This window comes from Halomonas sp. B23F22_20 (genome assembly GCF_043496985.1).
Classification (GTDB): Bacteria; Pseudomonadota; Gammaproteobacteria; order Pseudomonadales; family Halomonadaceae; genus Halomonas.
In genome coordinates this window covers 238,325-264,982 of record NZ_JBIEKH010000002.1, presented here as the reverse complement: position 1 = coordinate 264,982, position 26,658 = coordinate 238,325, and the positions used below count along the sequence as shown (strand labels likewise).

The following is a 26,658-nucleotide window of genomic DNA, read 5'->3' as shown; positions in this document are numbered from 1 at the left end:
AGGAGGTGAGTGGCGGGCGAATCGATAGGTGGACCTTACCAGAGCAAATGTCACACATATAGCCCAGCCATGCCGTGCCGTGCCGTTCAGCGCGTGTCAGAGACTGCCGACGGCGACTATCCGCCTCTCTCGGCTTTCCCGCTCACGCCTTTCATGCCCTCCTCGTCGCCGTCCTCATCCTCGGCGGCGCGTTCGATCAATTGCCGTGAATCCGGAGCGCCGGCAGCGGCCTTGCGACGCTGGCGGTGCAGGTCGCGCAGCGTACCGACCAGCATGGCGGCCACGATCATGCCGCCGCCGATGAAGGCCGCCTGGGTCGGCACCTCGCCGACCCAGGCCCAGACCAGCAGGGTGCCGACCAGGGTCTCGAGCAGCATCACCAGGCTAACCTCGGCGCCCGGCAGGTAGCGGGGCCCGGTCTGGATCAGGAAATAGGCCACCGGCAGCAGCAGGCCCATGGCCCCCAGCAGCTGCATGTCCTCCGCCGGCGGCACCCGGGCGCCGCCCAGCAGCGCCCCGGGCAGCAGCATGGCCAGACAGCCCAGCGGCAGGATCACCGTGGTATCGACGCCGCGCCGGCGATCGCCCTTCTGCGCACTGGCCACGGTGGTGTTCACGGCAATCGCGAGCGGAACCCCCAACGCCACCAGCAGCCCCAGCAGGCTGCCGCCGCCGGCTTCTCCGGTGGCCATCAGGCAGGCCCCGGCGACGCACACTGCTATCACCACCCAGGTCTGGCGGCGCAGCCGTTCACGAAAGACCAGCAGGCCGATCAGCGCGGCGACCAAAGGCGCCAGGTTCATCATCACCAGGACGTTGCCGGCGGCGGTGAGGCGATTGCCGATGACGAAGGCCCAGGCGCTGCCGGCGAAAGCCAGCGGGCACCACCATGCCGCAGGGCCGCAGGCCCTGATCGCCGCCGGTAGCTCCCGCCCGTAGCGCACGAGCGCGACCGCCAGCAGCACGACGCCGAGCAGCAGGCCTCGCCAGAACATGAAGGTGGCCACGTCCACCGAGGTTGCCTTGACCAGCAGCGCATCCGGCGACAGGAACAGCACGCCGGTCATGGTGATCAGATAGCCCCGCAGGCGAAACGGCAATCGCGCCCACATTCTCGCTCCCCCCTCGGCACGCATGCCGACGATACGGTGATGAACAGACGACAGGCCATGTCGGAAGAGACGACGCACGAAGGCACGCTTCGGACATGGCCCAGTAAAAACGACGAGCAGGCCGGGGGCTTCCCCGACCTGCTCGGTCCTGACGACTGCCGAGGCGCCCTGGGGCGCCTCGGTTCAGCTAGCCCTGCTCAGGCACGCTCGCGGCGCGGCACCGGGCCGTCGTCGTCGCGACGACGGCGGGGCGCACGCTCGGGCGCACGGTCCTCGCTGATCTCCAGCGGACGACCGGCCACCCTGGCCCGCGCCATCTTGGCGAGGATGCTCGACGGCAGACCATTCGGCAGCTCGACGACGGAAAATGCATTGCGGATGTCGATCCGGCCGATACGGTTACCCTCGATACCGCCTTCGTTGGCCAGAGCGCCGACCAGCTGGCCGGGCTTGACGCCGTCCTTGTGGCCGACGGAGACACGATAGCGGGTCATGCCCTCACGGGGCGCCCGGTCGCGGGGACCGCCCTCGCGGCGCGACGGCTTGCCGTCACGGGGGGTGCGCTCCTTGCGCGGCGCCTGCAGGCGGCCGATCGGCGCTTCATCGGCGCGGGCCAGGCCGGCGAAGGCACAGGCCAGCTCGATGGGGTCGTAGCCCTCTTCGACCAGTTGCTCGACCAGGGCACGCTGCTCCTCGGCACCCTTGGTGACGGCGGCGATAGCGCGCTGATGGAAGACCTGATCGCGATGGGCACGGATGGCAGCCTCGTCCGGCAGCGCCATCTCGCTCATCTTCTGACCGGTGGCCTGCTCCAGCCAACCGACCTTGCGGCCCTCGCGGTTGCCGGCGAAGGTGATCGCCACGCCGTCGCGCCCGGCCCGGCCGGTACGGCCGATACGGTGGGTGTAGGCCTCGGCATCCTGGGGCAGGTCGTAGTTGACGACATGGGTGATGCGCGGCACGTCGAGACCGCGGGCGGCCACGTCGGTGGCGATCAGCACATCGACCTTGCCGCGCTTGAGGCGGGTGATGGTGCGCTCGCGCAGGCTCTGATCCAGGTCGCCGGACAGGCTGGCGACGTTGACGCCGCGGGCGGAGAGCTGCTCCATCAGGGTGGTGCAGGCGGCACGGGTGCGCACGAAGACGATGGCGGCGTCTACCGGCTCGACCTCGATGATGCGCGCCAGCGCTTCCAGCTTGGCCCCGCCCTCGACGCGCACGCGGCGCTGCTCGATGTTCTCGCCGGTGGTGGTACGCGACTCGATGGCCACCTTGACCGGCTCGACCAGGTAGCGGTTGACGATGCGCTCGATCTCGGTCGGCAGGGTCGCGGAGAAGAACACCCGCTGAGCGTCGGTGGGCGTGTCGGCCACCACGCGCTTGACGTCATCGATGAAGCCCATGCGCAGCATCTCGTCGGCCTCGTCGAGCACCAGCGCGGACAGACCGTCGAGCTTGAGGCTGCCACGATCCAGGTGGTCGATGATACGACCGGGCGTACCGACCACCACCTGGGCACCACGACGCAGCGCCTGCAGCTGGTCGCGATATTCCATGCCGCCGCACAGGGTAGCGACTTCCAGACCCTTGAGGTTCTGGCCGTACTTGGAGAAGGAGACGGCCACCTGCTGGGCCAGCTCACGGGTCGGCGCCATCACCAGCACCTGGGGCGCGCGCCGCTCGAGATCGAGGCGCGAGAGCAGCGGCAGGGCGAAGGCGGCGGTCTTGCCGGTACCGGTCTGGGCCTGGCCCAGCATGTCGCGGCCTTCCAGCAGTGCCGGAATGGTCTGTGCCTGGATCGGCGACGGGGTCTCGTAGCCGAGGGTCTCGATGGCAGAGAGAACAGCAGGCAGCAGGGCCAGATCGCCAAAGCTCGGCGAAGCGACGGAAGTCGAGGTCATGAATCACACCTTGGTAGGCCGGCATCGCCGGCAAGAAACATCGTGGCGCCCCCGACGCGGTCACACGGTCGGAGTCCCTGCTCGGGGCAGGTCGTCAACATCGGAGTCGGAGACGCCGGTCGCACCTGGCATCCGGTCGGCTCTGCAGTGGCAGGCAAACCGTCGTGGCGACCGTCTGCGCCGAATCCGCCCGGGTGGCGAATTCTCGTCGGCGCTCCATCTACACAGTTCGAACGCTTTGGGCTTCGGGCCCGGCGTCTTCGCGAGCGTCGCATCCACGGTTCGTGGATCGGCGCTGAGTCATGATGGTGGGGTCAGCACATGCGAGGAGCGCGCATGCTACCATCGTCGCCCTAAGCTGGCCAGCCTTTTCCGCCCCACTCACAGGAGACCTGCATGCCGAACCTTTGGGTCGACGCCGATGCCTGCCCGCGGATTGCCCGCGACATCATCGTTCGTGCCGCCGAGCGCACCACCACGCCCACCACCTTCGTCGCCAACCACCAGGTTCCGCTACCACCGTCGAAGTGGGTGAAGGGCATGGCGGTGAGCCACGGCTTCGACGCCGCCGACGACGAGATCGTCGACCGCCTGGCCTCCGGGGATCTGGTGATCACCTCGGACCTGCCGCTGGCCATGGCCGCCATCGAACGCGGCGCCGCGGTCATGACCACCCGCGGCGAGGCCCTGAACGAGAGCAATATCCGGGCGCGGGTGCAGATGCGGGACTTCATGGAAACCATGAGGGCCAGTGGCGAACACACCGGCGGGCCCAAGGGCTACTCGGACGTCGACCGCCGGGAATTCGCCAATGCGCTGGACAGGTGGTTGGCGAAGAAGAGGAAATAAGAAGGAAGAAGGAAGAAGGAAGAAGGAAGAAGGAAGAAGGAAGTCAAGCTAGCGCGTTTTCTTCCCTCTTCCAGGCGCGAAGCGCCGTACTTCCTTCTTCTAGCGGCGCAGCCGCGCTTCCTCTGGCGCGAAGCGCCGTTCTTCCCTCTTCAGCGGCGCAGCCGCGTCTTCCAGCTTCAGCCCTTCTCGCGAATTCCCCGCCCCGGCAGCCGCTCGCGGTCGTGAGGGCGGTCGAGGCCGAGCAACGGACCCGCCGGCACGATGCCGTTGGGATTAATGTTGGCGTGGCTCATATAGTAGTGGCGCTGGATGTGGTCCATGTCGACCGTTTCGGCCACGCCAGGCCACTGGTAGAGCTCGCGCACGTAATTCGAGAGATTCGGGTAGTCTTCGAGGCGACGCAGGTTGCACTTGAAGTGGCCGTGATAGACGGCATCGAAGCGTACCAGGGTGGTGAACAGCCGAATGTCGGCCTCGGTGAGCCATTCGCCGGCCAGGTAGCGCCACTCGGCCAGCCGCGTTTCCAGGCGATCGAGGGCGGCAAACAGCGTTTCGACGTGCTTTTCGTAGACGGCCTGATCGGTGGCGAAGCCAGTCTTGTAGACGCCGTTGTTGATGTGGTCGTAGACATCGGCATTGACGGCATCGATGGTCTCACGCAGGTCTTCCGGATAGAGGTCCAGACGGTTGCCGGTCAGATCGTCGAACGCGTCATTCAGGATCCGCACCAGATCCGCCGATTCGTTGTTGACGATCTCGCCGGCCTGACGGTCCCACAGCGCCGGCACCGTGACCCGACCGGTGTAGTGAGGATCGGTCAAGGTATAGAGCTGGTGGTGGAAGTCCACGCCGTTCAGCGCATCGCCGCTCGAGCCCTCATCGCGGCGATAGGTCCAGCCTTGGTCGAGCATCAGCGGGCTGGTGTGGGAGACGCCGATCAGCGACTCGAGCCCCTTGAGACGACGCATGATCAGGGCACGATGCGCCCACGGACAGGCCAGCGACACATAGAGATGATAACGTCCGGCCTCGGCAGGTCGAGCGGGCTGACCATCCGGCCCCGCCGAACCATCGGCGGTGATCCAGTCTCGCAGCTTGGCGGACTCGCGTACGAATTCGCCGCCGTGCGTCTTGGTGTCATACCACTGGTCGTGCCACTGGCCATCGATCAACAGTCCCATGCCGGTCTCTTTGGTTGAAGTATCTTCCCCTAGAATAAACCGACAAAATCGATGATCCAGCGCACTTTTTGGCCCCTACCATTCGCTTTTATCGAACGATGATGCGGCACACAGCGCCACATTGTCGCGCAGTTGCTGGGCCATGGCCCGGGTCGCCGGCCCGGCGCGATCCTGGTCGCGGTGAATGAGCTGGATGGGGATCTCTCTCACCCCACCGGCCGCCAGCGGCAGCGGCTTGAGCCGCCCGCTCGTCAGGGCATCGCGGATGCGCGTCTCGGGCACCCAGGCGAAGCCAAGGTTGCGCTCGAGCATGCCGATAGAGGTATCGAGATGGCTCACCGTCCAGCGCTGCTCGGCCTTTAGCCAGCCGGAGTCCAGCGACTGCCGCTGGGCGGAGTCGCGCACCACCAGTTGGCGATGCTGCTCCAGATCACGCAGATCCAGCGCCCTCCCCAACCCGTGCAGGGGATGCTCCGGATGCGCCACGGCAATGAAGCGCACCGACACCAGCGGCTCACCGAGAAAGCCCTGGGCGCCAAGCCCGGAGATCAGCAGGTCGGCCTGGCCGTCCTGGAGCATCTCGACGCCACCGTGCAGCACCGTCTCGTGGAGCTGCACACGGACATGGGGAAAGGCCGCGGAGAAAGCATCCAGCGCCCGAGCCAGCGCATCCGGCGGGAAGATCTGGTCGATGGCCAGTGCGATCTCGGCTTCCAGCCCCTCGGCCAGCCGCGACGCCACATCCTCCAGAGAGTCGGCATTCTCCAGCAGCTGTCGCGCCCGTCGCAGCAGCATCTCGCCGGCTTCGGTCAAGCGCACCTGGCGTCCCACCGGCTCCAGCACCGACACGCCGAGCTGCTCTTCGAGCTTGTGCACAGCGTGGTTTAGCGTCGAGGGGCTCTTGTGGATGGCATCGGCAGCCCGTGAGAAACCGCCATGGTCGACCACGGCGGCGAGCATCTGCCATTGGGCAAGGGTGACGCGAGACATATTCGATTTCCTCGAAACAAATGCGCGAAATGTTGCGCTTAATTTTCGAAAAAATAGGCCTAGAATGCCAGTGATTCCCGTCTCGCTCGAGGAAACCGACATGACAAGCGTCCAACTTCGCCATATCCAGCGTCGTCTGCAAAGCCAACCCAGCCAAGACGGCGACGGCGTCGCCATCCGGCGCCTGCACGATTTCGGCGGCGGCCTCGATCCCTTCCTGATGCTCGATGAACTGGTTGCGGCGCCTGACGACGACGCCATCGGTGGCTTCCCGCCCCACCCACATCGCGGCATCCAGACCCTGACCTACGCTCTGCATGGCGGCCTTCGTCACGAGGATCACCTCGGCCATCACAGCAGCATCGGCGCCGGTGACGCCCAATGGATGCACACCGGCCGCGGCATCATCCACGGCGAAACGCCCTTCGCCGACGATCGGGGGCTCCACGCCGTCCAGCTGTGGCTCAACCTGGCGGCCTCGGACAAGCTCAGCGCTCCCACTTACCGCGACGTGCGCGCCGGCGACATGCCGAGCCTGGGCCAGCCAGGCGCCAGCCTGACGGCGCTGGGCGGCACCTGGCGCCTCACCGATGGCGACACCGTCAGCGGGCCTCTCGATGCTCTGGCGGGTCAAGCGGGCGTGGCACGCGTCACGCTCGAGTCCGCCGGCACGTTATCGCTCGTGGCCGATGCCACCACCCTGCTGGTGTTCGTCTTCGACGGGGAACTGGCGGTATCTGGAGAAGGCGTCGGCCAAGGCGAGCTGGCACGGCTGGGTTCGGGCAATCGCCTGCACCTGGAAAGCCCCAAGGGCGGCCGGGCACTATTGCTGGCCGGTGAGCCCCATGGAGAGCCGATCGCCCACTACGGCCCCTTCGTGATGAACCACCGTCACGAACTCGACCAGGCACTACGCGACTATCGCGACGGCACCTTCACCGACTGACCGCCGGGGTTGCCAGGCATCGACATCACATGGCATCGTACAGTTAGTAAACAGTGTTCACTGACCCCAGTCCTCTCGTCGGAGGGCTGGGGCCAATGCGTGCTGTATAGATGTACAGACTAGGCACCTTAATGATCATGGGTTAAGGTTCTACTGCCTTTTTTTATTCTTTTTACATCTATTCACCACGGCCGATTAAATGATGCGAATCCTCCGTTCGCTGCCCCGCACGCACAAGTTACTGCTGTTACCTGTTGCCACCATGGTCACCGTGCTGGGCGCCCACAAGATTCTCACGACCGTCGAGGATGCCCGGCATGACCGGCAGAGTCAGGATACCGTCCTAGTTCCCCTCGGCGCTGACACCTCCCCCGGCGTTCCCTCACTGAGCCTGGACCGAGCACCGGTCGCCGAGGCCATTCAACTGGCTTCCCGCGCGATGGATGCGACCCGCAACCCCGTGCCGCTTTCCCAGCTGCCTGCGTCAGAGATCGTCGACATACGCAATCTCGAGACACCGAACCAGACCTCCTCCGACACGGCCTCTGCCGACGCGACATCCATGGTCGACGACGGCCCTCGACTCGACGATGGCGCCCGCCACCTGGCTATCGTGATCGGCACGGTAGCCAGCGGCATGCTGGCCGCCAACGAACGTCTGGTCGCCAGCGCCACCTCCTACGAGGACGTCTCCGAGGATGAGCTCGAGCTCTTCGACGACGGGCCGATCGTGCTCGAGGAACAGATCGACGCCGACGAACCCTACGTTCCCGAGTGGCTGGCCTACACCGTCGAATCCGGCGACACCTTCGCGATCATGGCCCAGGAGAACTTGGGCATGGGCTACAGCGAGGTGACGTCGCTGCTCGAGGCAATGCCCGACCCGGAACTGCTGACCCAATGGCGTGCGGGCGATCACTTCGAGTACCAGCTTGACGAACAGGGCGAACTGCTCGCCCTGCGCCTGATGAAGAACGCCCGCGACGGCTACCTGATCAAGCGCGGCGATGACGGCCTCGACGTGGCCACCATCGAGCGGGCCGGCGAAGCCACTCAGCGCCTCTATGCCGGCACGATCAGCGGTAGTTTCGCGCGCTCGGCTCAGTCCACTGGCCTGACCAGCGCCGAGGTGGCCGAGCTCTCCCACGTGCTGGAAAAGAAACTGGACTTTCGCCGCGACACTCGTCGCGGCGATCATTTTCGGGTCCTGGTGGAATCTGACCTCATCGACGGCAGGCATCTCGACCCACGCGTGCTGGCAGTCAGCTACGAAGGCTCGCGCATGGATCTCACCCTGGTGCGCAACGCCGAGGACAATCGGTTCTATACGCCGGACGGCGAGAGCCTGGACCCGGCTTTCGACCGCTACCCATTCGCTGGCCACTATCGCATCAGCTCGCCTTTCAACCTTCGGCGCCATCATCCGATCACCGGTCGTATCAGCCCGCACAAGGGGACCGACTTCGCCATGCCGACCGGCACTCCCGTCGATGCACCAGCCGACGGTCGCGTCGAGCTGGTGGGCAACCACCCCCTGGCCGGGCGCTACATCGTCATCCGCCACGACAACGGCTACAAGACCCGCTATCTCCACCTTTCCCGCCCGCTGGTCAGCCGCGGCGAACGGGTAACCCGCGGCGAACGGATCGCGCTGTCCGGCAACACCGGGCGCAGCACCGGGGCACACCTGCACTACGAGATCCTGGTCAACGACAACCAGGTGGATGCCATGAAAGTGGCACTGCCAGAACACCAGGGTCTCACCGGCCAAGCGTTGGCCAACTTCAAACGCGAGGCAGGCCCCATGCTGACGGCGCTGGAGAACGGCGAGACCGGTACCAGAGTGGCCAGTACCGACACCAAGGTCGCCGACCCCGACGACGAAAGCTGACCTAGGCACTCCTCCCCCACGACGCCCCGCCCTGCGCGGGGCGTCGTCGTCTTCAGCTCTCTCCCCCTGGCGCCTCCTTCCGCTAGACTGGACCTCTGTTCTTGCCACGGAGTCCCCCTTGCCCAGCCCCGCCGCGCCATCACATTCCTCGCCCCTGGCCATGCTCGGCGTGTTTCGTTACAGCCATCGCGCCCTGGGCCTGGTCTGGCAGACCTCGCGTCGCCTGACCCTCGGCCTCGCCCTGTGCACCCTGGTCGCCGGCGTACTGCCCGCCGTGGCGGCCTGGGTCGGGCAACTGATCGTCGACGGCGTGGTGACGGCGATGGATCGACACGAGCAAGGCGCGGCGCTGGCCGACCTGCTGTGGCCGGTGCTGCATTATGTGCTACTAGAAGCCGCTGTGGTGGCGCTCATCGCCCTGGCCCAGCGCGGCCTGGCGGCCCAGCAGTCGCTGCTGCGCGCCCTGCTGGGTCAGAAGGTCAACGTCATGATCCTCGAGAAGGCCGGCACCCTGTCGCTTGCCCAGTTCGAGGACTCGGAGTTCTATGACAAGCTGACCCGCGCCCGGCGCGAAGCCTCGACGCGCCCCCTGGGGCTGGTCAACAAGACCTTCTCGCTGCTGCAGAACGCCATCTCGCTGGCCAGCTTCGGCGTGCTGCTGGTGGGCTTCTCGCCCTGGGCGCTGCTGGTGCTGGTCATCGGCGCCCTGCCGGTCTTTCTTTCCGAAGCGCGCTTCTCCGGCGACGCCTTCCGGCTGTTCCGCTGGCGCTCGCCGCAGACACGCATGCAAATGTACCTGGAGACCGTGCTGGCCCGAGAGGACAGCATCAAGGAGGTCAAGCTGTTCGGCCTCGAACCGCTGCTGCTCGACCGCTACCGGCGCATCTTCGAGACCCTGTACGCCGAAGACCGGCGGCTGACGATACGCCGCGAGACCTGGGGCTTCCTGCTTGGACTGCTCGGCACCCTGGCCTTCTACGCCGCCTACGCCTGGGTGGTGGCGGACACCGTGGCCGGCCGGCTGTCGCTGGGCGAGATGACCATGTACCTGATGGTCTTCAAGCAGGGGCAGGCGGCACTGTCGGCGAGCCTCACCGCCATCGGCGGCATGTACGAGGATAACCTCTATCTTTCAAACCTCTACGAATACCTGGAGCAGCCGGTGCCGGAGCAGACCGGCCGACTCACCGTCGGCGCCCGGCCCGGTGACGGCATCCGCTTCGAGGGCGTGGGCTTCATCTATCCCGGTGCCGAGCGGCCGGCGCTGACCGACATCGACCTCCACCTTGCCCCCGGCCGCAGCCTGGCGCTGGTCGGGGTCAACGGCTCGGGCAAGACCACCCTGATCAAGCTGCTCACTCGCCTCTATGACCCGACTCGAGGCCGCATCCTGCTCGACGGTAGCGACCTGCGCGACTGGGACCTGGCGGTCATGCGCCGCCGCGTCGGGGTCATCTTCCAAGACTTCGTGCACTATCAGCTCAAGGTCGGCGAAAACCTCGGCGCCGGCGACGTGGCCGCCTTCGAGGATGAAGCACGCTGGCAACAAGCGGCTCGGCGCGGGCTGGCCGAGGACTTCATCGCCGACATGCCCGGCGGCTACCACACCCAGCTCGGCCGCTGGTTCAAGGGCGGCCAGGAACTCTCCGGCGGCCAGTGGCAGAAGGTCGCCCTGGCCCGCGCCTATATGCGCGAGGAGGCCGATATCCTGGTGCTCGACGAGCCGACCGCCGCCATGGACGCCGCTGCCGAGGCCGCGGTCTACGCCGACTTCCGCGACCACGCCCGGGACAAGATGACGGTGCTGATCTCGCACCGCTTCTCCACCGTGCGGGCCGCCGACCAGATACTGGTCATCAACGATGGGCGCATCCTCGAACGCGGTGACCATGACAGCCTGATGGAACTCGACGGCCGCTATGCCGGGCTGTTCCGACTGCAGGCCCAGGGCTACCGCTGACCCGCCATTCCAGAACGCAGGACGCACGGCCCCTACTCTTCCGGCTCATTCCCTCTCATCGGCGGCCCGGCCAGGGCAGCGATCAGCGCAGGGTCGCGGTCGTAGATGTCCGGACGGAAACTCGCCAGGCCGCCCGGTTCGCCCTCGGCGGTCCAGTAATGCAGGGCAAGCGGTACCGGCCTCGCCAGGGAGACGTTGCGCGTTTCCCCCCTGGCCAGCAGCGCGTCAAGATTGATCGCGGAGCGGCTGTCGGCGATCAACAGCCGGGTCAACTCCGCCACGCCCTCCACGCGGATGCAGCCGGAGCTCCGCGCCCGCTGGGGCCGGCCGAAAAGGTATTGCGCCGGCGTATCGTGGAGATAGACCAGATGGTCGTTGGGAAAGCGCAGCACCAGCCGCCCCAGGGGGTTGCCGGCACCGGCACGCTGGCGCAGCATCACCGCTCCTGGCTGCCGCCAGTCGATGCCTTGCGGGTCCAGCCGCTGCCCGTCGTGGGAGAGTGCGATCATGTCGTGCTCGGCCAGATAGCCAGGATCACGGCGCAGCTGGGGCAGCACGTCCTCGCGCATGATGGTCGGCGGCACCGTCCAGGTCGGGTTGAGGGTCAGGTAAGTGATCGAAGAGCGCAGTACCGGCGTGGCACGCCCGGGCTGGCCGACGATGACCCGCGACGACCAGGATGTCCCGTCGGGGCGGTGATATTGGAGGCGCTGGCCGGCCAGGTCCACCTCCACCCACCAACCGGACAGGCCGTCGGAGAGCCAGCGGGCGCGTTCCAGGTTGGCGCGCAAGGTCGCTGCGCGTAGTCGCGCCGGCACGTTGAGCGCCGCCCGGGTACGTGGCCCGATCACGCCATCGTCAGCGAGCATGTGGCGGCGCTGGAAGCGGCGCACAGCGGCCACCAGGTCGGGGTCATAGCGATTCTGTGCCGGCGCCTCCAGGGCGATGTCCGGATAGTGCATGACGTCGGCCGCCATCACCTCCAGCTCGCCGATCATCGCCAGCCGCTGGCGCAGCAGGGCAACGTCGCTGTGGGTATCGCCCGGGCGCAGCGCCGCCTCCCGCGACGGCAGCGTCGGCCAGCCGCCCAGGCGCACGATGTGGCGATAGCGGACCAGGGCCCGCTGCAACTGGCGATAGGTCTCGCCAGCCGGGCGCGCCAGGGCCAGCGCCGCCGGCACATCGCCGCCGTCAAGGGCCCGGGTGATGCCCACCAGGTCGAGCCGCGGCGGCGCTACCGGGATCTCCCAGCCGGGATAGACGCGATGGGGATCGAGCCGGCCACGCTGCAGATGGGTCAGCGCCGTCAGCAGGGTACGACTGGCGTCCAGGTCGAAGCGGGCCCGGCCATCGGCGTCGGCGGCCGGATCGAGGGCGGTCCGTGCCTCCTGCTCCAATCGCCCGGGACTATAGTCGGCCGGAGACAACCCCTCGTTCTCCAGAGCCCGCAGCAGTTCGACCAGGGTGGCCACCGCATCACGATCCTGCCAGACCAGCACATTGCCGTTCAGGGCATAGAAACGCGACAACCGCGGCGAGGCCTCGCGCAGGCGTTCGGTCAGAGGCGCAACGCCCGGCGTGGCCATCTCCTTCGCGGCGACGTCCGGCACCGAACCGGCCTCACCCGACGCCTCGGACGGAAGCGTCTCGTCGGCGCCCGCGGCCAGCGGCAGCAACGTCAACAGCAGGATCATACCGCCACGCTGTATGCCTCGTGTTAGGGTATCCGCGGTTCGCATGACTCGGCCTCCTGGCATTCGTCTAATGTGGCTGGTCTTCCTGACCGTTATGACCATAATACGTCAAAAAGGTAGGCTCACGCGCCGTCGCGCCGGGGACTGCAAGAAGAACATCAACCGATTCGCAAGCCATCGTTACATGGGACTTCGCATGCCATCGCTGCGTTTACCAGGTATTGCCGCGGCCGTGTTCGTGGCCGCCGCCCTGTTGGCCCTGGCCATCCCCGCCACGGCCCAGGACTTTCTCTCCCGGGCGATCACCCCGACGAGCCCGCCTTCTCCCCTGGCGAGCCGCCTGATCCACCTCGCGCCTCGCGCCGATCCCCAGGTGCTGCGCCTGGCGGCCCGAGCCCTGAGCTGCGCCGATCCCGACGCCGAGCGCCTGGCGGTGATCGACTTCTCACTGCCGTCCACCGAACAGCGCCTGTGGGTCTTCGACCTGGCTCGAGAACGGCTGCTGTTCCGAGAACTCGTGTCCCACGGCCAGGGCTCCGGCGATGCCCTGGCCAGCGAATTCTCCAACGTACCCAACAGCCACCAGTCCAGCATCGGCCTATTCCGCACCCTCAACAGCTATGAAGGCAGCAACGGCTACTCGCTGCGTCTTGAAGGCCTGGAGCCCGGTGTCAACGACCTGGCCTTCCAGCGCGCCATCGTCATCCACGGCGCCGACTATGTCAGCGAGACCTTCATCGAGCGAACCGGCCGGCTGGGGCGCAGCCACGGATGCCCAGCGGTCCGTGACGAGATCGCGGTGCCGCTGATCGACAGCATCAAGGAGAGCCAGTACCTCTTCACCTATTACCCCGACCCCGCGTGGCTGGCCGAATCGAGCTTCCTGCGCTGCCCCCGCGACGGCCAGCATCTGGCCATGCAGCCCTGACACTACCTGCTGGCTGCCCCTCCTGGCGGGGCTGTATCGGGCACCAAGGCGGGGCACGCCTCGGTTCCCATGAGCTGCCATGCAGCAAGCATCACCCTGTATGGCGGGCAGCCTTTCTGCCTTCACTCTATTAACCACATGAAAAATAAAAACTTCTCTAATCTTGGCAAAAAATATGCTTAACAAAAAGCAGTAGAACCCTGACGTAGACCAGGCCCCTGGGGTACGAGTGCGTCGGACCCGACCTTCAACGGCGAAGGCCCAAGAGATCGTGTGTTCGAACGTCATTCGACGAGGTATCCCCATGGAAATCCGTAACAAGGCCAACAGGATTCGACTGCTCAACTGGAAGATGCCGCAGATGCGTGCCTTCCACTTCTCCTGGTTCGCCTTCCATCTCTGCTTCTTCGGCTGGTTCGGCATTGCGCCGCTGATGGCGGTCGTCCGCGATGACCTGGGTCTGACCAAGACCCAGATCGGCAACACCATCATCGCCTCGGTGGCCATCACCGTTGTCGTACGCCTGGCCATCGGCGTGCTGTGCGACAAGATCGGCCCCCGTCGCGCCTATACCTGGCTGCTGTGCCTGGGCTCGCTGCCGGTGATGGCCATCGGCCTTGCCGACAGCTTCGAGAGCTTCCTGCTGGCGCGTCTGGCCATCGGCGCGATCGGGGCCTCCTTCGTGATCACCCAGTACCACACCTCGGTGATGTTCGCCCCCAACGTCGTCGGCACCGCCAACGCCACCTCCGCCGGTTGGGGCAACCTGGGCGGCGGCACCACCCAGATCCTGATGCCGCTGGTGTTCTCCGGCATCCTGATGCTGGGGGTCAGCGAGACCCTCGGCTGGCGCCTGGCCATGGTGGTCCCCGGCGTGGTGCTGTTCTTCACCGGCATCGCCTACTACCGCTTCACCCAGGACGCCCCGGACGGCAACTTCGATGAGCTGCGCGAGCGCGGCGAACTGCCCCAGGCCGATGGCGAGCACGGCATGGGCCAGAGCTTCAAGGCCGCCGCCAAGGACATCCGAGTCTGGGCGCTGTTCGTGGTCTATGCCGCCTGCTTCGGCGTCGAGCTGACCATCAACAACATCGCCGCCATCTATTACTTCGACCACTTCGACCTGAGCCTGGCCACCGCCGGGATGATCGCCGGCCTGTTCGGCCTGATGAACCTCTTCGCCCGCACCCTGGGCGGCATCTTCTCCGACCTGTTCGCCAGGAACGGTGGCCTCAAGGGGCGCGTGCGCTGGCTGTTCATTGCCATGCTCTGCGAGGGCGTGGCGCTGATGTTCTTCTCGCAGATGCACGTCCTGGCGCTGGCCATCGGCATCATGCTGGTGTTCAGCCTGTTCGTGCAAATGGCCGAGGGAGCGACCTTCGGCGTGGTGCCTTTCATCAACAAGAAAGCGCTGGGCGCGGTAGCCGGCATCGTCGGTGCGGGCGGCAACGCCGGGGCCGTCGCTGCCGGCTTCCTGTTCCGCTCCGAGGAACTGAGCTATCAGCAGGGGCTGTTCTATCTCGGCATCGCCGTGGTGATCGCCTCGCTGTGTGCCCTGGTGGTGCGCTTCTCGCCCGAGGTCGAGGCCGAGGAAGCCAAGGCCTACAGCGACGCCGTGGGCGAGGATACCGGCGCCGCAGCCCTCACGCTGCGCTGACCCCATCGACCCGCTTCCCCACCGATGCCCCGTCGTTCCGCGACGGGGCATCGGCGTTTGCAGGCGATCGCGGATGTGGCCATGCTGGAGGACGGTGGGCTCGCGGAAGGCTGCGGGCCCGCTCTCGACTTCATCCAACCGAAAAGGAGTTTCCCCATGACGATCGCTATCGGTGACCGCCTGCCCAACGTCACGATCAAGACCAACGGTCCCAAGGGCCCCGAGGATCTCGCCACCGGCGACTTCTTCGCCGGCCGCAAGGTAGTGCTGTTCGCCGTTCCCGGCGCCTTCACCCCGGGCTGCTCCAACACCCACATGCCCGGCTTCGTGGTGCACGCCGACGATATCCTTGCCGCCGGTGCCGATGCCATTGGCTGCCTGGCGGTCAATGACGCCTTCGTGATGGGCGCCTGGCAGCAGGACCAGAACGCCCAGGCGATGACCATGCTGGCCGACGGCAACGCCGAGTTCACTCGCGCCCTCGGCCTGGACATGGATGCCAGCGCCGGCGGCATGGGCACGCGCAGCAAGCGCTTCGCACTGATCGCCAACGACGGCGTGGTGGAATATCTGGGCGTCGATACCCAGAAAGGTGTGATCGAGGCCAGCAGCGCCGACACCATCCTCAATCAGCTCAAGGCCTGATTCCCTACCAGGAGGCGACTCACGATGGATGCCATGACCCTGACCGGCAGCTGCCTATGCGGCGCCGTGACCCTCGCCGTGGAAGCCTCGCGCCAGAACATCGGTGCCTGTCACTGCCGGATGTGTCGCACCTGGGGCGGCGGCCCGCTGCTGGCCCTGGAATCGGTCTCGCGCGTCACCGTCGAGGGCGAGGACAGCGTCACCGTCTTCGCCTCCTCGGACTGGGCCGAGCGCGCCTTCTGCCGCCACTGCGGGACCCATCTCTTCTATCGTCTCAAGACTGGCGAGCACTATGCCGTGCCGGCAGGGCTGGTCGACGAGGGCCAGGCCTGGACCTTCGACAGCCAGATCTTCATCGACGAGAAGCCGCCCTGGTACCACTTCGGCAACGCCACCAAGGATCTTACCGGTCGCGAGGTGTTCGAGGCCTTCGAGCGTCGCGATACCTGACACTTGAGGCGGCCCCATACCATCGGGGCCGCCTCGAGCGAGTTAGCGCTCACCGCCTGGCCGTCGCGTCAGAGGCCCCACCAAGCCGCTGGCAGTCCTCGGGTACTGCGTTTATGCTGCGCCTGCGGCGCGGTGGCGCCGCGTTACCTCCGCCAGGACCGACACCATGACCCCAAGGAAGTATCAAGAGGGTGACGCGCCCCGACTGGCCGCCCTGTGGAAGGCCAGCTTTCCCGACTACATCGGCTACAACGCTCCGGAAGCCATCCTCGCGGCCAAGCTGGCCGTGGACGACCATATCTATGTGATCGAGGACGCCGGAGAGCTCGTCGCCAGCTGCCTGGTCGGCTACGACGGTCACCGGGGCTGGCTGTATTCCGTGGCGGTGGCGGCGGAAAGGCAGGGGCAAGGACTCGGCAAGCGGATCGTCGAGCACGCCATCGAACAACTTCGAGCCATGGGTTGCATCAAGGTCAACCTGCAGATCCGCGGCGGCAACGACGAAGTGGCGGACTTCTACCGCCGACTCGGCTTCGCCACCGAGGAACGCATCAGCATGGGGCTACGGCTGAGCTGAGCCAGCCAGACACCCAAACGGCTCAGGCGGCGGCTTCACAGACCCTTGGCGCCGCCGGGCTGGTCTCGACCATCCGCACCACGCTGCCCACCACGATCAGGCACGGCGACGGCAGCGGCGTGTCGGCAAGCTTGCCCGGCATATCGGCCAGGGTGCCGGTGAGCGCCGCTTGCTCGGGCAGGCTGGCGTTGGCCACCAGCATGATCGGCCAGTCATCGGGCAGGCCGGCGCCGCGCAGGCCGGCGCAGATCGCCTCGACCTTGGCCAGCCCCATGTAGAACACCAGGGTCTCGTCGCGGCGGGCCAATGACACCCAATCGGGTGTTCCTTCCGTCCGACACAACTGCGCGGTGATAAAGCGCAGCTGCTGGGCGTGGGCGCGGTCGGTGAGCGGGATGCCCATGCCAGCACAGGCCGCCGAGGCCGCGGTGATGCCGGGCACGATCTCCGCCGACACTCCGCCCTCGGCCAGCGCGCCGAGCTCCTCGCCCATGCGCCCGAACACGCCCGGGTCCCCGCCCTTGAGGCGCACCACCGACTTACCCTGCCCTGCCAGTTCGACCAGCAGCGCGCCGATCTCGGCCTGGGGCACGCTGTGGTGGCCGCGAGCCTTGCCCACGTAGTAGCGCTCGCGCCCGGCGGGAATCAGCGCCAGCACCTCCTCGCCGACCAGGCGGTCGTAGACCACGGCATCGGCCTGGGCGAGCAGACGTGCCGCCTTCAGGGTCAACAGCTCGACATCACCGCTGCCGGCGCCGATCAGATAGACCCGCCCCGGGCGACACTCGCCGTACAGTGAGAGGCGGGCAGCATCGTCGTCGGACTGACCGTTCTTGAGCCCCTCCAGCCAGCGCGAGGCGCTCACTCCTAGATGCTGGCCCCGGCGTGCCAGGGCAGCGATGGGGCTGATGCCATCAAGCAACTTGAACGGCTTGCGGGGCTTGTCCAGCGTGCGCATGGCCACTCTCCTCTTCGGTGTTGTGTTCAGCGTTGACGTCAGCACTGTCTTCGATCAGGGACTTGAGCTCGGGAATGCAGCTGCCGCACTGGGTGCCGCAGGCGAGCCGCGCGCCCAGCGCCTCGACGCTGGCGTCACCGGCCTGGATGGCCTCGACGATGGCCTTCTGGCCCACCTGGTGACAGCTGCACACCAGCGGTCCGGCATCCGCCTCGCCGGCTTCGCAGCCGGCCAACAGGCGGCGACGCACGTCACTGCCCAGCTGCGATTCGGCGAAGCGCTCGTCGAGCCAGGCCAGACCCGGCAACTCGACGGGCGGTGCCACCATCAGCCACCAGCGCAGTCGCCCCTCCTCGACCCCCGCGGCTCGCAGGCGGCCCCCGGTCGGGTCGTCACTCCACAGGGTCGGCGCCGTCGGCAGCCACTGCCGCGCCCAGGCCAACCAGTCGCGGGAGGCTTCGCTGCCGGCGAGCTGCCAGCGTTGGCAGTGGGACAGCGGTATCCGCGCCCAATAGCTGCCGTGGTCGCGGCCCGCGAAGTCGCCGCCCTCATCGGACGCGACCAGCAAGGTGGCCTCCCAGCCGACCTCCAGCGCCTCCAGCGCCACCGCGCCGTGCTTGGATTCCGGCTGGCCTGACAATGGATCGAGGTGGGCGGCAAGCAGGCTGCCCATGCGCGCCGCCCCACTGAAGCGGTCGGTCCAGTGCATGGGCACGAACACCTCGCCGCGACGCTGGCCCTTGGTCAGCCGCACCCGGGCACGGTATTCGCCGCTGGCCCCGGTCAGCCGCGCCAGCTGCTGGTCGCCGATACCGAGCGCCGCCGCGTCCTCGGGGGTGATCTCGATGAACGGTTCGGCACGATGGTTCATCAGCCGCGGGGCGCGACCGGTGCGGGTCATGGTATGCCACTGGTCGCGCACCCGGCCGGTGTTGAGACGCAGCGGTCGCGCCTCGGAGAGTGTCTGCTCGGGGCCGCGCGGGCGCACCGGAATCAACTTGGCCAGGCCGCTGGGGGTCGCGAAGCGACCGTTCTCGAACAACCGCGGGGTGCCATGGGGCGCCTCGGCGGTCACCGGCCACTGGATCGGCGCCAGGGCGTCGTAGCCCGAACGATCGAGCTCGGCCAGCGTCGAGATATCGAACACCCGCGAGCCCGGGGCATCGGGAAGGTTCTCGAAGCCGGAGAGCCGCGCGTGCTCGGCGAAGATCTCGGCGGGATGACCGTAGTCGAAGGCCTCGCCATAGCCCAGGCGACGCGCCACCGCGCTGACGATCCACCAATCGTGGCGCGCCTCCCCGGGCGGCGGCAGCATGCCGCGCTGGCGCGAGATGCGCCGCTCGGAGTTGGTCACGGTGCCGTCCTTCTCCGACCATGACGAGGCCGGCAGCACGATATCGGCATAGGGCAGCAGGTCGGTGTCGGCCATGCACTCGGAGACGATCACCAGCGGGCACTTCTCGAGCGCCGCGCGCACGCGATTGGCGTCGGGCAGGCTGACCGCCGGGTTGGTGGCCATGACCCACAGCGCCTGGACCTCGCCGCGCTCGATGGCCTCGAACAGCTCGACGGCCTTATGGCCGGGCGCTTCGGGCAGGGTCGGCACCAGGGTCTCGGTGGTCCAGAAGCGCGTCACCCGGTCGATGGCGCCTGGAGTGTGGTAGTCCATGTGGGCGGCGAGCTGGTTGGCCAGCCCCCCCACCTCGCGACCGCCCATGGCATTGGGCTGGCCGGTGATCGAGAACGGACCGGCGCCGGGCAGGCCGATCTTGCCGCCGGCCAGGTGGCAGTTGATGATGGCATTGCACTTGTCGGTACCGCTCGAGGACTGATTGATGCCCTGGGAGTAGAGGGTCACCACGTGCAGCTGGCTGGCGAACCAATAGAAGAAGGTCTCCAGGCGCTCCGCGTCGACGTCGCAGTCGGCGGCGATGGCCTCGATGCGGCAGTCGTCCTCGCGGGCCGCGGCCAGCGTCACGTCGAAGCCTTCGGTGTGGTGCTCCAGGTAGATGTCGTCGAGCTTGCCCTTGTCGGCCATCCACCCCAGCAGGCCGTTGAATAGCCGGGCGTCGCTGCCGGGCGCCAGGCCCAGGTACAGATCGGCGATCTCGCAGCTGTCGGTGACCCGCGGGTCGATCACCACCACTCGCATCAGCGGATTGCGGCTCTTGGCGGTGCGCAGCCGCTGGTAGAGCACCGGGTGATTCCAAGCCAGGTTGGAGCCCACCAGAACCACCAGCTCGGCCTCCTCCAGGTCCTCGTAGCTGCAGGGCACGGCATCGGCACCCAGCGAACGCTTGTAGGCGGCCACCGCCGAGGCCATGCACAGCCGCGAGTTGGTATCCAGATGCGGCGTGCCGAGAAAGCCCTTGAACAGCTTGTTGGCGACGTAATAGTCCTCGGTGAGCAGCTGACCGGACAGGTAGGCCGCCACCGCATGATCGCCGGCATCGTCACGCACCGCCTGGATCCGCTCGGCCACGGCGTCGAGTGCGGTGTCCCAGTCGACCTCGACGCCGTCGACCCGAGGTTGGGTCAGGCGGCCGTGGTGACCCAGGGTCTCGGCCAGCGCCGAGCCCTTGACGCACAGCCGCCCGTAGTTGGCCGGATGATCTCCGTCGCCCTCCACTCCGGTGAGGCGCCCATCCTCAATGTCGACCTTCACGCCACAGCCGACGCCGCAGTAGGGGCAAGTGGTACGCGCCTGTTGCATGGTGCTCTCCTCGATCGCGGGTCCCGAAACGACGACGCCCACCGCTGCGCCGGGTAAGCGCGAGGGTGGGCGTCGTTGCCATGGACCGCCAGCGCGGCGGCCCGGGATGATATGCCTGAACTGACAAGACTAAAGCAAAGGGCGTGCCATCTTCGGTGAGCCCCGCGCTGTCGGGCCTGTGCCGATTCTCGGGGAGGCATATTGCACCAGCTGGCGGCGCCGAACGCCCGCCTCGCACCCCGACGGTGCAACACGAAGATGGTGGACCGCCGAATCCGGCGCCCGCGCCGCCTGGAATGAAAGTTGCATCTCCGTGGGGGAAATCTCCGCCATCATGAGCCAGACCCCATGCCCCAGCCACTGCGAATCTTGCTGGTCGACGATGAGAGCGTACGAGCCGCCATGGTCGAGGAAGCCCTCGGCCAGGAAGGACACGAGGTCATCTGCCACCTGCAGAGCCCGGCCAGCCTCAATGATATGGTTGCCCGCCATACCCCCGACGTGGTGATCATCGACATGGACTCCCCCGACCGCGACACCCTCGACAGCATGTCGCTGCTCAACCGCGAGAACCCCCGCCCCGTGGTGTTCTTCGCCGATCAGCACGACCCCCACTCCATGCAGGCCGCGCTGGCCTCCGGCGTCAGCGCCTACGTGGTGGACGGCCTGGTGCCGAGCCGGGTCAAGGCGATCCTCGAGGTCGCCGTGGCGCGCTTCGATGCCTTTCAGTCGATGCGCACCGAGCTCGACCGAGCGCGCAACCAGCTCGCCGACCGCAAGCGGATCGAACGCGCCAAGGGCCTGCTGATGAAGCACCAGAACTGCGACGAGCCTCAGGCCTACCAGATGCTGCGCAAGCTGGCCATGGACCGCGGCCAGCGCATCGGCGAGGTGGCCGCCAACGTGATCGATATCCTCGAAGGACTGGAGAAAGGCCAATGAGCATGCCCCACGCCCCCGAGCGCCCCTGCCTGACCCTGGGCTTCGTCCCGCTGCTGGACGCCGCCCTACCGATCATCGCCCGGGAAGGCGGCTTCTTCGCCGCCGAAGGGCTCGATGTCACCCTGTCTCGGGAGAGTGCCTGGTCGACCCTGCGCGACAAGCTCGCCGCCGGCCTGATCGACAGCGCCCAGATGCTGGCCCCACTGCCGCTGGCCATGAGCCTGGGCGCCTCAGGGCCTCACTGCGACATCCTGGCCCCGCTGGTGCTCGGTCGCAACGGCAACACCCTGGTGCTGTCGCACCGCTGGGCCGAGGGCATGGCCACTCCCTACGACGACACGCCCGGGGGGCGCGATCCCGCCGTCAACGCCCGGGACTTTGCTGCCCGACTGCAGCACTGCGGGCCAATGCGCCCACGGCTGGCCATGGTGCACCCCTTCTCCAGCCACCATTACCAGCTGCGCGACTGGCTGGCTCAGGGTGGCATCGACCCCGATACCGACGCCGAACTGGTGGCCCTGCCGCCGTCGCGGATGGTCGAGGCGCTGGAGCAGGGGCGCATCGACGGTTTCTGCGTCGGCGAGCCCTGGGGCAGCCAGGCCGACCATCGCGGCGGAGGCCACATCGTCGCCACCGGCGCCCAGCTATGGCCCGGCCATCCCGAGAAGATGCTCGGCGTGACCCGTGACTGGACCGAGCGCTACCCGGCCACCCTGACGGCGATGATCCGAGCCCTGATTGCCGCCGCCGACTGGCTGGCCGCCGCCCCCGAGCATCGCCGTGAGGCGCGTGACTGGCTGGCCCTGCCGCCCTATCTGGACCGTGCCATGGATCACCTGCCGACCCTGCCGCTGGGCGAGCCACCGGTCGACCAGCGTTTCACGAGCCTACGCCCCGAGGCCGACCAGCTGCGTTCGGTGGTGCAGCACCTGGCCCAGCAGCTCGACGGCCCCCTCGATCGCGACCGGATCGATGCCTGCTACAGCCCCGTGCATTTCGATGCTGCCACGCACCAGGGATGTGCATGACGCCTGATTCAAGGCGATACCTCAGGTTCTCAATCAAGCCGATAATCTTTCCAAAATACTGTCTTTAAAGGGGTTTGCCAGAAGCTGGTCCGATAATTGATTGGTACTGATCGAACGGAGGACCCGTGCCCCCGGCGGTCAACGGCGATCGCACATCGAATACCAGACGAAGACGTCTCCACGCTCCCCACAGTCGGGGGGGCGTCGAGGCGTCTTCTGCGTTTCAGGAGGACATCCCATGTGCCCCGATGGCTTCTCGAGGCCTCAGGCAGCACCAGGCCCCATCGATCACCTGGTGATCGTCGGCAACGGCATGGCCGGCCAGCGGCTGGTCGAACGCCTGGTCCGCCGGGACGGCGCCCCGCGTCGCATCACCCTGATCGGCGAGGAACCCTGCCCCGCCTACAACCGCATCCTGCTCTCGCCGCTGTTGGCCGGCGAAATGGAACGCGAGGCCCTGACCCTGCGCGACGCCGACTGGTACATCGAACACGGCGTCGAGCTGGTGCTCGGCGAGCGGGTCGAGACCATCGACCGCGAGGCGCGGCGCCTGACCACCACGAGCGGCCGCGAGATCGACTACGACCGCCTGGTGCTGGCCACCGGCTCGCGCCCCGCCATGCCGCCGATTCCCGGGCTCGAGCTCGACGGCGTGCATGCCTTTCGCGACCTCGACGACGCCGCGGCCTTGACCCGTCGCGCCGAGAACGGCGGCCGCGCCGTGGTCATCGGCGGCGGCCTGCTGGGCCTGGAAGCCGCCGAGGGGCTACGCAAGAGAGCGCTGGGCCAGCGCGGCATGACGGTGAGCATCATCCAGCGCGACGACCGGCTGATGAACCGCCAGCTCGACGTCACCGCCGCCGACCTGCTCGAACGTGAACTCGCCGGCCGCGGCCTCGATATCGTCACCGGCGGCCAGATCGACCACCTGGAAGACGATGGTCACGGCCATGTCACCGCCGTCCTGCTGGCCGACGGCCGCCGGCTGCCCGCCGACTGCGTGGTGGTGGCGATCGGCATTGCGCCCAACGTGGCGCTTGCCCGGGCGGCCGGGCTCGAGGTCAACCGCGCCGTGATCGTCGACGCCTACCTCACCAGCTCCGACCCGGCGATCCACGCGCTGGGCGAATGCTGCGAGTTCGAGGGCCAGACCTACGGGCTGGTCGAGCCGATCTGGCGCCAGGTCGAGGTGCTCGCCGCCCGACTGGCCGGCGAGAGCGCCGATGACGACGCACAGGCCCGCTACGTCGAGAAGCCCTGCGCCACCAAGCTCAAGGTCAGCGGCGTGTCGCTGTACTCCTTCGGTGCCATCGAGGCCGACGCCGACCACGAGGTGCTGACCTATCACGATCCAGAACACGGCGACTACCGACGGCTGCTGCTGCGCGACGGACGCCTCGAGGGCGCCGTGCTGTATGGCGATACCGCCGCCGGCCCCTGGTACTTCGAGCAGTCGCTGGCCGGCCGCGACCTCTCCGCCTGTCGCCAGGCGCTGCTGTTCGGCCAGGCCGACGCCAAGGCGCTGCTCGACGACACGACATCCACGACGCCTCATCATCAGGACAGCTCCCCGCAGGAGGAAGCCGCATGAACACGCCCAGCCAAGCGAAACCCCAGCTGATCATCATCGGCAACGGCATGGTCGGCCATCACCTGGTCGAGCAACTCATCGAACGCGGCGCCACCGAGCAGTACCGCATCACGGTGTTCGGCGAGGAACGCCATCGCGCCTACGACCGCGTCCACCTTTCCGAATACTTCGCCGGCCGCGACGCCGAGTCGCTGGCCATGAGCGATGCCGACTTCTATGCTGCCGGCGGCGTCGAGCTGCGCCTCTCGGAGACGGTCACCGCCATCGACCGCGATGCCAGCGAGGTGGTCACCGACCAGGGCCGCTATCCCTATGCGCGGCTGGTGCTGGCCACCGGCTCCTATCCCTTCGTGCCGCCGATCCCCGGCCACGAGCGCGACAACTGCCTGGTCTACCGCACCCTGGACGATCTCGACGCCATCCGCGCCGCGGCCGAGAACGCCACCACCGGCGTGGTGGTCGGCGGCGGCCTGCTGGGCCTCGAGGCGGCCAACGCCCTGCGCGGGCTCGACCTCGACACCGCCGTGGTCGAGTTCGCTCCCCGGCTGATGCCGATGCAGGTCGACGCCGAGGGCGGCGAACTGCTGCGCGAGAAGATCGAGTCCCTCGGCGTACAGGTGCTGACCGATCGTGCCACCCAGCACATCGAGGACGGTCAGGCCAGCTTCCATCGCATGGTATTCCAGGACGACAAGGTGCTGGAAACCGACCTGATCGTGTTCTCCGCGGGCATCCGGCCTCGCGACGAGCTGGCCCGCGACTGCTCGCTGGAAATGGGCGAGCACGGCGGTGTGGTGATCGACGATCGCTGCCTGACCAGCGACCCGGCGATCCTGGCCATCGGCGAGGTGGCGCTGTGGAACAACAGCATCTTCGGCCTGGTGGCCCCCGGCTACCAGATGGCCAAGGTCGCCGCCGATACCCTTCTGGGCGGAGAGCTGACCTTCGAGGGCGCCGACATGAGCACCAAGCTCAAGCTGCTCGGCGTCGACGTGGGCGCCATCGGCGACGCCCACGGCAACCAGAACCCCGGCGCGCGGACCTTCCGCTATCTCGACGAGATAAAGCAGGAATACCGCAAGCTGGTGGTTTCCAGCGACGGCAAGAAGCTGCTCGGCGCCATGCTGGTGGGTGACAACGCCTACTACGACACCCTGATGCAGTACTACGCCAACGCCATGGAACTGCCCGAGGACCCGGCGGCGCTGATCCTGCCCTCCACCGAGGGCGCGCCGACGCTGGGCGCCGACGCCCTGCCCGACAGCGCCACCATCTGCTCGTGCCACAACGTCACCAAGGGCGCGATCTGCGAGACCCTCGATGCCGGTGCCGTGGATCTGGGCAGCGTCAAGTCCTCCACCCGCGCCAGCACCGGCTGCGGCGGCTGTGCGGCGCTGCTCAAGAGCGTGGTCGACCACGAGCTCGAGGCCCGCGGCGTGGAGGTCGACCAGTCGATCTGCGAGCACTTCGCCCACACCCGCCAGGAGCTCTACGACATCGTTCGCGTCGAAGGCATCAAGACCTTCGGCGAGCTGATCGACAAGCACGGCCATGGCTCTCCGCAATCGCCAGGCCTGGGCTGCGACATCTGCAAGCCGGCGGTGGCCTCGATCCTGGCCTCCTGCTTCAACGAGCCGATCACCGACGCCGCGCACATCCCGCTGCAGGACACCAACGACACCTTCATGGCCAACATGCAGAAGAACGGCACCTATTCGGTGGTGCCGCGGGTCCCCGGTGGCGAGATCACCCCCGACAAGCTGGTGGTGCTGGGCCAGGTGGCGCAGAAGTACGCGCTCTACACCAAGGTCACCGGCGGCCAGCGCATCGACCTGTTCGGTGCGCGCCTCGAGGACCTGCCCGACATCTGGGGCGAGCTGATCGAGGCCGGCTTCGAGACCGGCCACGCCTACGGCAAGTCGGTGCGCACCGTGAAGTCCTGCGTGGGCAGCACCTGGTGCCGCTACGGGGTGGCCGACAGCGTCGGCATGGCGATCCAGCTCGAGCACCGCTACAAGGGCCTGCGCTCGCCGCACAAGCTCAAGTTCGCGGTCTCCGGCTGCACCCGCGAGTGCGCCGAGGCGCAGAGCAAGGACGTCGGCGTGATCGCCACCGAACACGGCTGGAACCTCTACGTGTGCGGCAACGGCGGCATGCGCCCGCGCCACGCCGAGCTGCTGGCCACCGACCTCGATGACGCGGCGCTGATCCAGGCCATCGACCGCTTCCTGATGTTCTACGTGCGCACCGCCGACCGCCTGCAGCGCACCTCGGTGTGGCGCGAGAACCTGGAAGGCGGTCTGGACTACCTCAAGGAGGTGGTGCTCGAGGACAGCCTGGGGATCGGCGACGAGCTCGAGGCACAGATGCAGACCGTCATCGACAACTACGAGTGCGAGTGGGCCGGCGCCATCAACGATCCCGAGAAGCTCAAGCGCTTCCGCAGCTTCGTCAACGACGCGCGCCCCGATCCGGACATTATTGTGACCGAGGAGCGCGGCCAGCTGCGGCCCGCGTAAGGCATCGCGCTTCCGATAGCAGGATAGACGCCGGGGACAAGCCTAAGCGAGGGGTTTTTGGCCATGGATGGCCAAAGTAGCGCCCAGGGATGGGTTCATAGCGCCCTCGCGTGGCTTGTGGCCGAA

The 26,658-nt window shown here is 67.3% G+C and carries 20 protein-coding genes; 13 read left to right on the top strand and 7 right to left on the bottom strand.

Annotation, left to right across the window (positions count from 1 at the left end):
- Positions 1–116: 116 nt before the first annotated feature.
- A complete protein-coding gene (locus ACGTN6_RS02310) occupies positions 117–1,112 on the bottom strand; it encodes a DMT family transporter (protein WP_394589609.1) in 996 nt (331 codons plus the stop codon).
- Between the two features lie 197 nt (positions 1,113–1,309).
- Positions 1,310–3,013 carry a DEAD/DEAH box helicase gene (locus ACGTN6_RS02305; RefSeq protein WP_183389851.1) on the bottom strand — a complete coding sequence of 568 codons (1,704 nt, stop codon included), beginning with the start codon at positions 3,011–3,013 and terminating at the stop codon, positions 1,310–1,312.
- Positions 3,014–3,409: 396 nt separating this feature from the next.
- Here ACGTN6_RS02305 and ACGTN6_RS02300 point away from each other — a divergent pair, with 396 nt between their 5' ends.
- Complete coding sequence (locus ACGTN6_RS02300) at positions 3,410–3,862, top strand: YaiI/YqxD family protein (protein ID WP_394589608.1); 453 nt, start codon at positions 3,410–3,412, stop codon at positions 3,860–3,862.
- Positions 3,863–4,038: 176 nt separating this feature from the next.
- On the opposite strand, the gene ACGTN6_RS02295 is transcribed toward ACGTN6_RS02300, so the two are convergent.
- Positions 4,039–5,043: a glutathione S-transferase family protein gene (locus ACGTN6_RS02295; RefSeq protein ID WP_394589607.1), complete on the bottom strand. Its 1,005-nt coding sequence runs from the start codon at positions 5,041–5,043 to the stop codon at positions 4,039–4,041.
- Between the two features lie 75 nt (positions 5,044–5,118).
- Positions 5,119–6,033, bottom strand: a complete 915-nt coding sequence (locus ACGTN6_RS02290) for a LysR family transcriptional regulator (RefSeq protein ID WP_394589606.1) — start codon at positions 6,031–6,033, stop codon at positions 5,119–5,121.
- Between the two features lie 100 nt (positions 6,034–6,133).
- Here ACGTN6_RS02290 and ACGTN6_RS02285 point away from each other — a divergent pair, with 100 nt between their 5' ends.
- The 3 genes from ACGTN6_RS02285 to ACGTN6_RS02275 all read left to right on the top strand — a co-directional run bounded on the left by ACGTN6_RS02285 (position 6,134) and on the right by ACGTN6_RS02275 (position 10,830).
- A complete protein-coding gene (locus ACGTN6_RS02285) occupies positions 6,134–6,979 on the top strand; it encodes a pirin family protein (RefSeq protein WP_394589605.1) in 846 nt (281 codons plus the stop codon).
- A 199-nt stretch (positions 6,980–7,178) separates the two neighbouring features.
- Entirely contained in the window at positions 7,179–8,870 is a 1,692-nt protein-coding gene (locus tag ACGTN6_RS02280; protein ID WP_394589604.1) for a peptidoglycan DD-metalloendopeptidase family protein, read from the top strand.
- 160 nt (positions 8,871–9,030) lie between these two features.
- Complete coding sequence (locus ACGTN6_RS02275; RefSeq protein ID WP_394589626.1) at positions 9,031–10,830, top strand: ABC transporter ATP-binding protein; 1,800 nt, start codon at positions 9,031–9,033, stop codon at positions 10,828–10,830.
- Between the two features lie 32 nt (positions 10,831–10,862).
- Here ACGTN6_RS02275 and ACGTN6_RS02270 read toward each other — a convergent pair whose 3' ends face one another.
- Positions 10,863–12,569 carry a L,D-transpeptidase family protein gene (locus ACGTN6_RS02270; protein WP_394589603.1) on the bottom strand — a complete coding sequence of 569 codons (1,707 nt, stop codon included), beginning with the start codon at positions 12,567–12,569 and terminating at the stop codon, positions 10,863–10,865.
- 151 nt (positions 12,570–12,720) lie between these two features.
- Here ACGTN6_RS02270 and ACGTN6_RS02265 point away from each other — a divergent pair, with 151 nt between their 5' ends.
- The 5 genes from ACGTN6_RS02265 to ACGTN6_RS02245 all read left to right on the top strand — a co-directional run bounded on the left by ACGTN6_RS02265 (position 12,721) and on the right by ACGTN6_RS02245 (position 16,781).
- On the top strand, positions 12,721–13,452 hold the full coding sequence (locus ACGTN6_RS02265) for a murein L,D-transpeptidase catalytic domain family protein (RefSeq protein WP_394589602.1): 732 nt from the start codon (positions 12,721–12,723) through the stop codon (positions 13,450–13,452).
- 304 nt (positions 13,453–13,756) lie between these two features.
- A complete protein-coding gene (locus ACGTN6_RS02260) occupies positions 13,757–15,109 on the top strand; it encodes an MFS transporter (protein WP_394589601.1) in 1,353 nt (450 codons plus the stop codon).
- Between the two features lie 156 nt (positions 15,110–15,265).
- Entirely contained in the window at positions 15,266–15,754 is a 489-nt protein-coding gene (locus tag ACGTN6_RS02255; RefSeq protein ID WP_394589600.1) for a peroxiredoxin, read from the top strand.
- A gap of 24 nt (positions 15,755–15,778) precedes the next feature.
- Positions 15,779–16,204 carry a GFA family protein gene (locus tag ACGTN6_RS02250; protein ID WP_394589599.1) on the top strand — a complete coding sequence of 142 codons (426 nt, stop codon included), beginning with the start codon at positions 15,779–15,781 and terminating at the stop codon, positions 16,202–16,204.
- A gap of 166 nt (positions 16,205–16,370) precedes the next feature.
- The gene (locus tag ACGTN6_RS02245) at positions 16,371–16,781 is read left to right on the top strand and encodes a GNAT family N-acetyltransferase (RefSeq protein ID WP_394589598.1); all 411 of its coding nucleotides are present in this window, start codon (positions 16,371–16,373) and stop codon (positions 16,779–16,781) included.
- Positions 16,782–16,803: 22 nt separating this feature from the next.
- Here the strand turns inward: ACGTN6_RS02245 and cobA are convergent, their stop codons facing one another.
- Together cobA and ACGTN6_RS02235 are read right to left on the bottom strand one after the other, a co-directional pair.
- A complete protein-coding gene (gene cobA / locus ACGTN6_RS02240; protein ID WP_394589597.1) occupies positions 16,804–17,739 on the bottom strand; it encodes a uroporphyrinogen-III C-methyltransferase in 936 nt (311 codons plus the stop codon).
- Positions 17,696–20,452: a nitrate reductase gene (locus ACGTN6_RS02235; protein WP_394589596.1), complete on the bottom strand. Its 2,757-nt coding sequence runs from the start codon at positions 20,450–20,452 to the stop codon at positions 17,696–17,698. Before ACGTN6_RS02235 ends, cobA begins: the two co-directional genes overlap by 44 nt.
- A gap of 348 nt (positions 20,453–20,800) precedes the next feature.
- Here ACGTN6_RS02235 and ACGTN6_RS02230 point away from each other — a divergent pair, with 348 nt between their 5' ends.
- From ACGTN6_RS02230 to nirB, 4 genes are all read left to right on the top strand, one after another.
- Complete coding sequence (locus tag ACGTN6_RS02230; RefSeq protein ID WP_394589595.1) at positions 20,801–21,394, top strand: ANTAR domain-containing response regulator; 594 nt, start codon at positions 20,801–20,803, stop codon at positions 21,392–21,394.
- On the top strand, positions 21,391–22,422 hold the full coding sequence (locus ACGTN6_RS02225; protein WP_394589594.1) for a CmpA/NrtA family ABC transporter substrate-binding protein: 1,032 nt from the start codon (positions 21,391–21,393) through the stop codon (positions 22,420–22,422). The genes ACGTN6_RS02230 and ACGTN6_RS02225 overlap by 4 nt, the downstream gene beginning before the upstream one ends.
- Positions 22,423–22,660: 238 nt before the next feature.
- Entirely contained in the window at positions 22,661–24,013 is a 1,353-nt protein-coding gene (locus tag ACGTN6_RS02220; protein ID WP_394589593.1) for an NAD(P)/FAD-dependent oxidoreductase, read from the top strand.
- The gene (nirB, locus tag ACGTN6_RS02215; protein ID WP_394589592.1) at positions 24,010–26,532 is read left to right on the top strand and encodes a nitrite reductase large subunit NirB; all 2,523 of its coding nucleotides are present in this window, start codon (positions 24,010–24,012) and stop codon (positions 26,530–26,532) included. The genes ACGTN6_RS02220 and nirB overlap by 4 nt, the downstream gene beginning before the upstream one ends.
- Positions 26,533–26,658 lie beyond the last annotated feature (126 nt).

Coding starts and splice junctions, on each gene's coding strand:
- ACGTN6_RS02235 (WP_394589596.1), bottom strand. CDS start 20,452: ATGCAACAGGCGCGTACCACTTGCCCCTACTGCGGCGTCGGCTGTGGC.
- ACGTN6_RS02295 (WP_394589607.1), bottom strand. CDS start 5,043: ATGGGACTGTTGATCGATGGCCAGTGGCACGACCAGTGGTATGACACC.
- ACGTN6_RS02285 (WP_394589605.1), top strand. CDS start 6,134: ATGACAAGCGTCCAACTTCGCCATATCCAGCGTCGTCTGCAAAGCCAA.
- ACGTN6_RS02275 (WP_394589626.1), top strand. CDS start 9,031: ATGCTCGGCGTGTTTCGTTACAGCCATCGCGCCCTGGGCCTGGTCTGG.
- ACGTN6_RS02270 (WP_394589603.1), bottom strand. CDS start 12,569: ATGCGAACCGCGGATACCCTAACACGAGGCATACAGCGTGGCGGTATG.
- ACGTN6_RS02260 (WP_394589601.1), top strand. CDS start 13,757: ATGGAAATCCGTAACAAGGCCAACAGGATTCGACTGCTCAACTGGAAG.
- ACGTN6_RS02255 (WP_394589600.1), top strand. CDS start 15,266: ATGACGATCGCTATCGGTGACCGCCTGCCCAACGTCACGATCAAGACC.
- ACGTN6_RS02305 (WP_183389851.1), bottom strand. CDS start 3,013: ATGACCTCGACTTCCGTCGCTTCGCCGAGCTTTGGCGATCTGGCCCTG.
- ACGTN6_RS02230 (WP_394589595.1), top strand. CDS start 20,801: ATGCCCCAGCCACTGCGAATCTTGCTGGTCGACGATGAGAGCGTACGA.
- ACGTN6_RS02290 (WP_394589606.1), bottom strand. CDS start 6,033: ATGTCTCGCGTCACCCTTGCCCAATGGCAGATGCTCGCCGCCGTGGTC.
- ACGTN6_RS02265 (WP_394589602.1), top strand. CDS start 12,721: ATGCCATCGCTGCGTTTACCAGGTATTGCCGCGGCCGTGTTCGTGGCC.
- ACGTN6_RS02225 (WP_394589594.1), top strand. CDS start 21,391: ATGAGCATGCCCCACGCCCCCGAGCGCCCCTGCCTGACCCTGGGCTTC.
- ACGTN6_RS02300 (WP_394589608.1), top strand. CDS start 3,410: ATGCCGAACCTTTGGGTCGACGCCGATGCCTGCCCGCGGATTGCCCGC.
- ACGTN6_RS02250 (WP_394589599.1), top strand. CDS start 15,779: ATGGATGCCATGACCCTGACCGGCAGCTGCCTATGCGGCGCCGTGACC.
- nirB (WP_394589592.1), top strand. CDS start 24,010: ATGAACACGCCCAGCCAAGCGAAACCCCAGCTGATCATCATCGGCAAC.
- ACGTN6_RS02220 (WP_394589593.1), top strand. CDS start 22,661: ATGTGCCCCGATGGCTTCTCGAGGCCTCAGGCAGCACCAGGCCCCATC.
- ACGTN6_RS02245 (WP_394589598.1), top strand. CDS start 16,371: ATGACCCCAAGGAAGTATCAAGAGGGTGACGCGCCCCGACTGGCCGCC.
- cobA (WP_394589597.1), bottom strand. CDS start 17,739: ATGCGCACGCTGGACAAGCCCCGCAAGCCGTTCAAGTTGCTTGATGGC.
- ACGTN6_RS02280 (WP_394589604.1), top strand. CDS start 7,179: ATGATGCGAATCCTCCGTTCGCTGCCCCGCACGCACAAGTTACTGCTG.
- ACGTN6_RS02310 (WP_394589609.1), bottom strand. CDS start 1,112: ATGTGGGCGCGATTGCCGTTTCGCCTGCGGGGCTATCTGATCACCATG.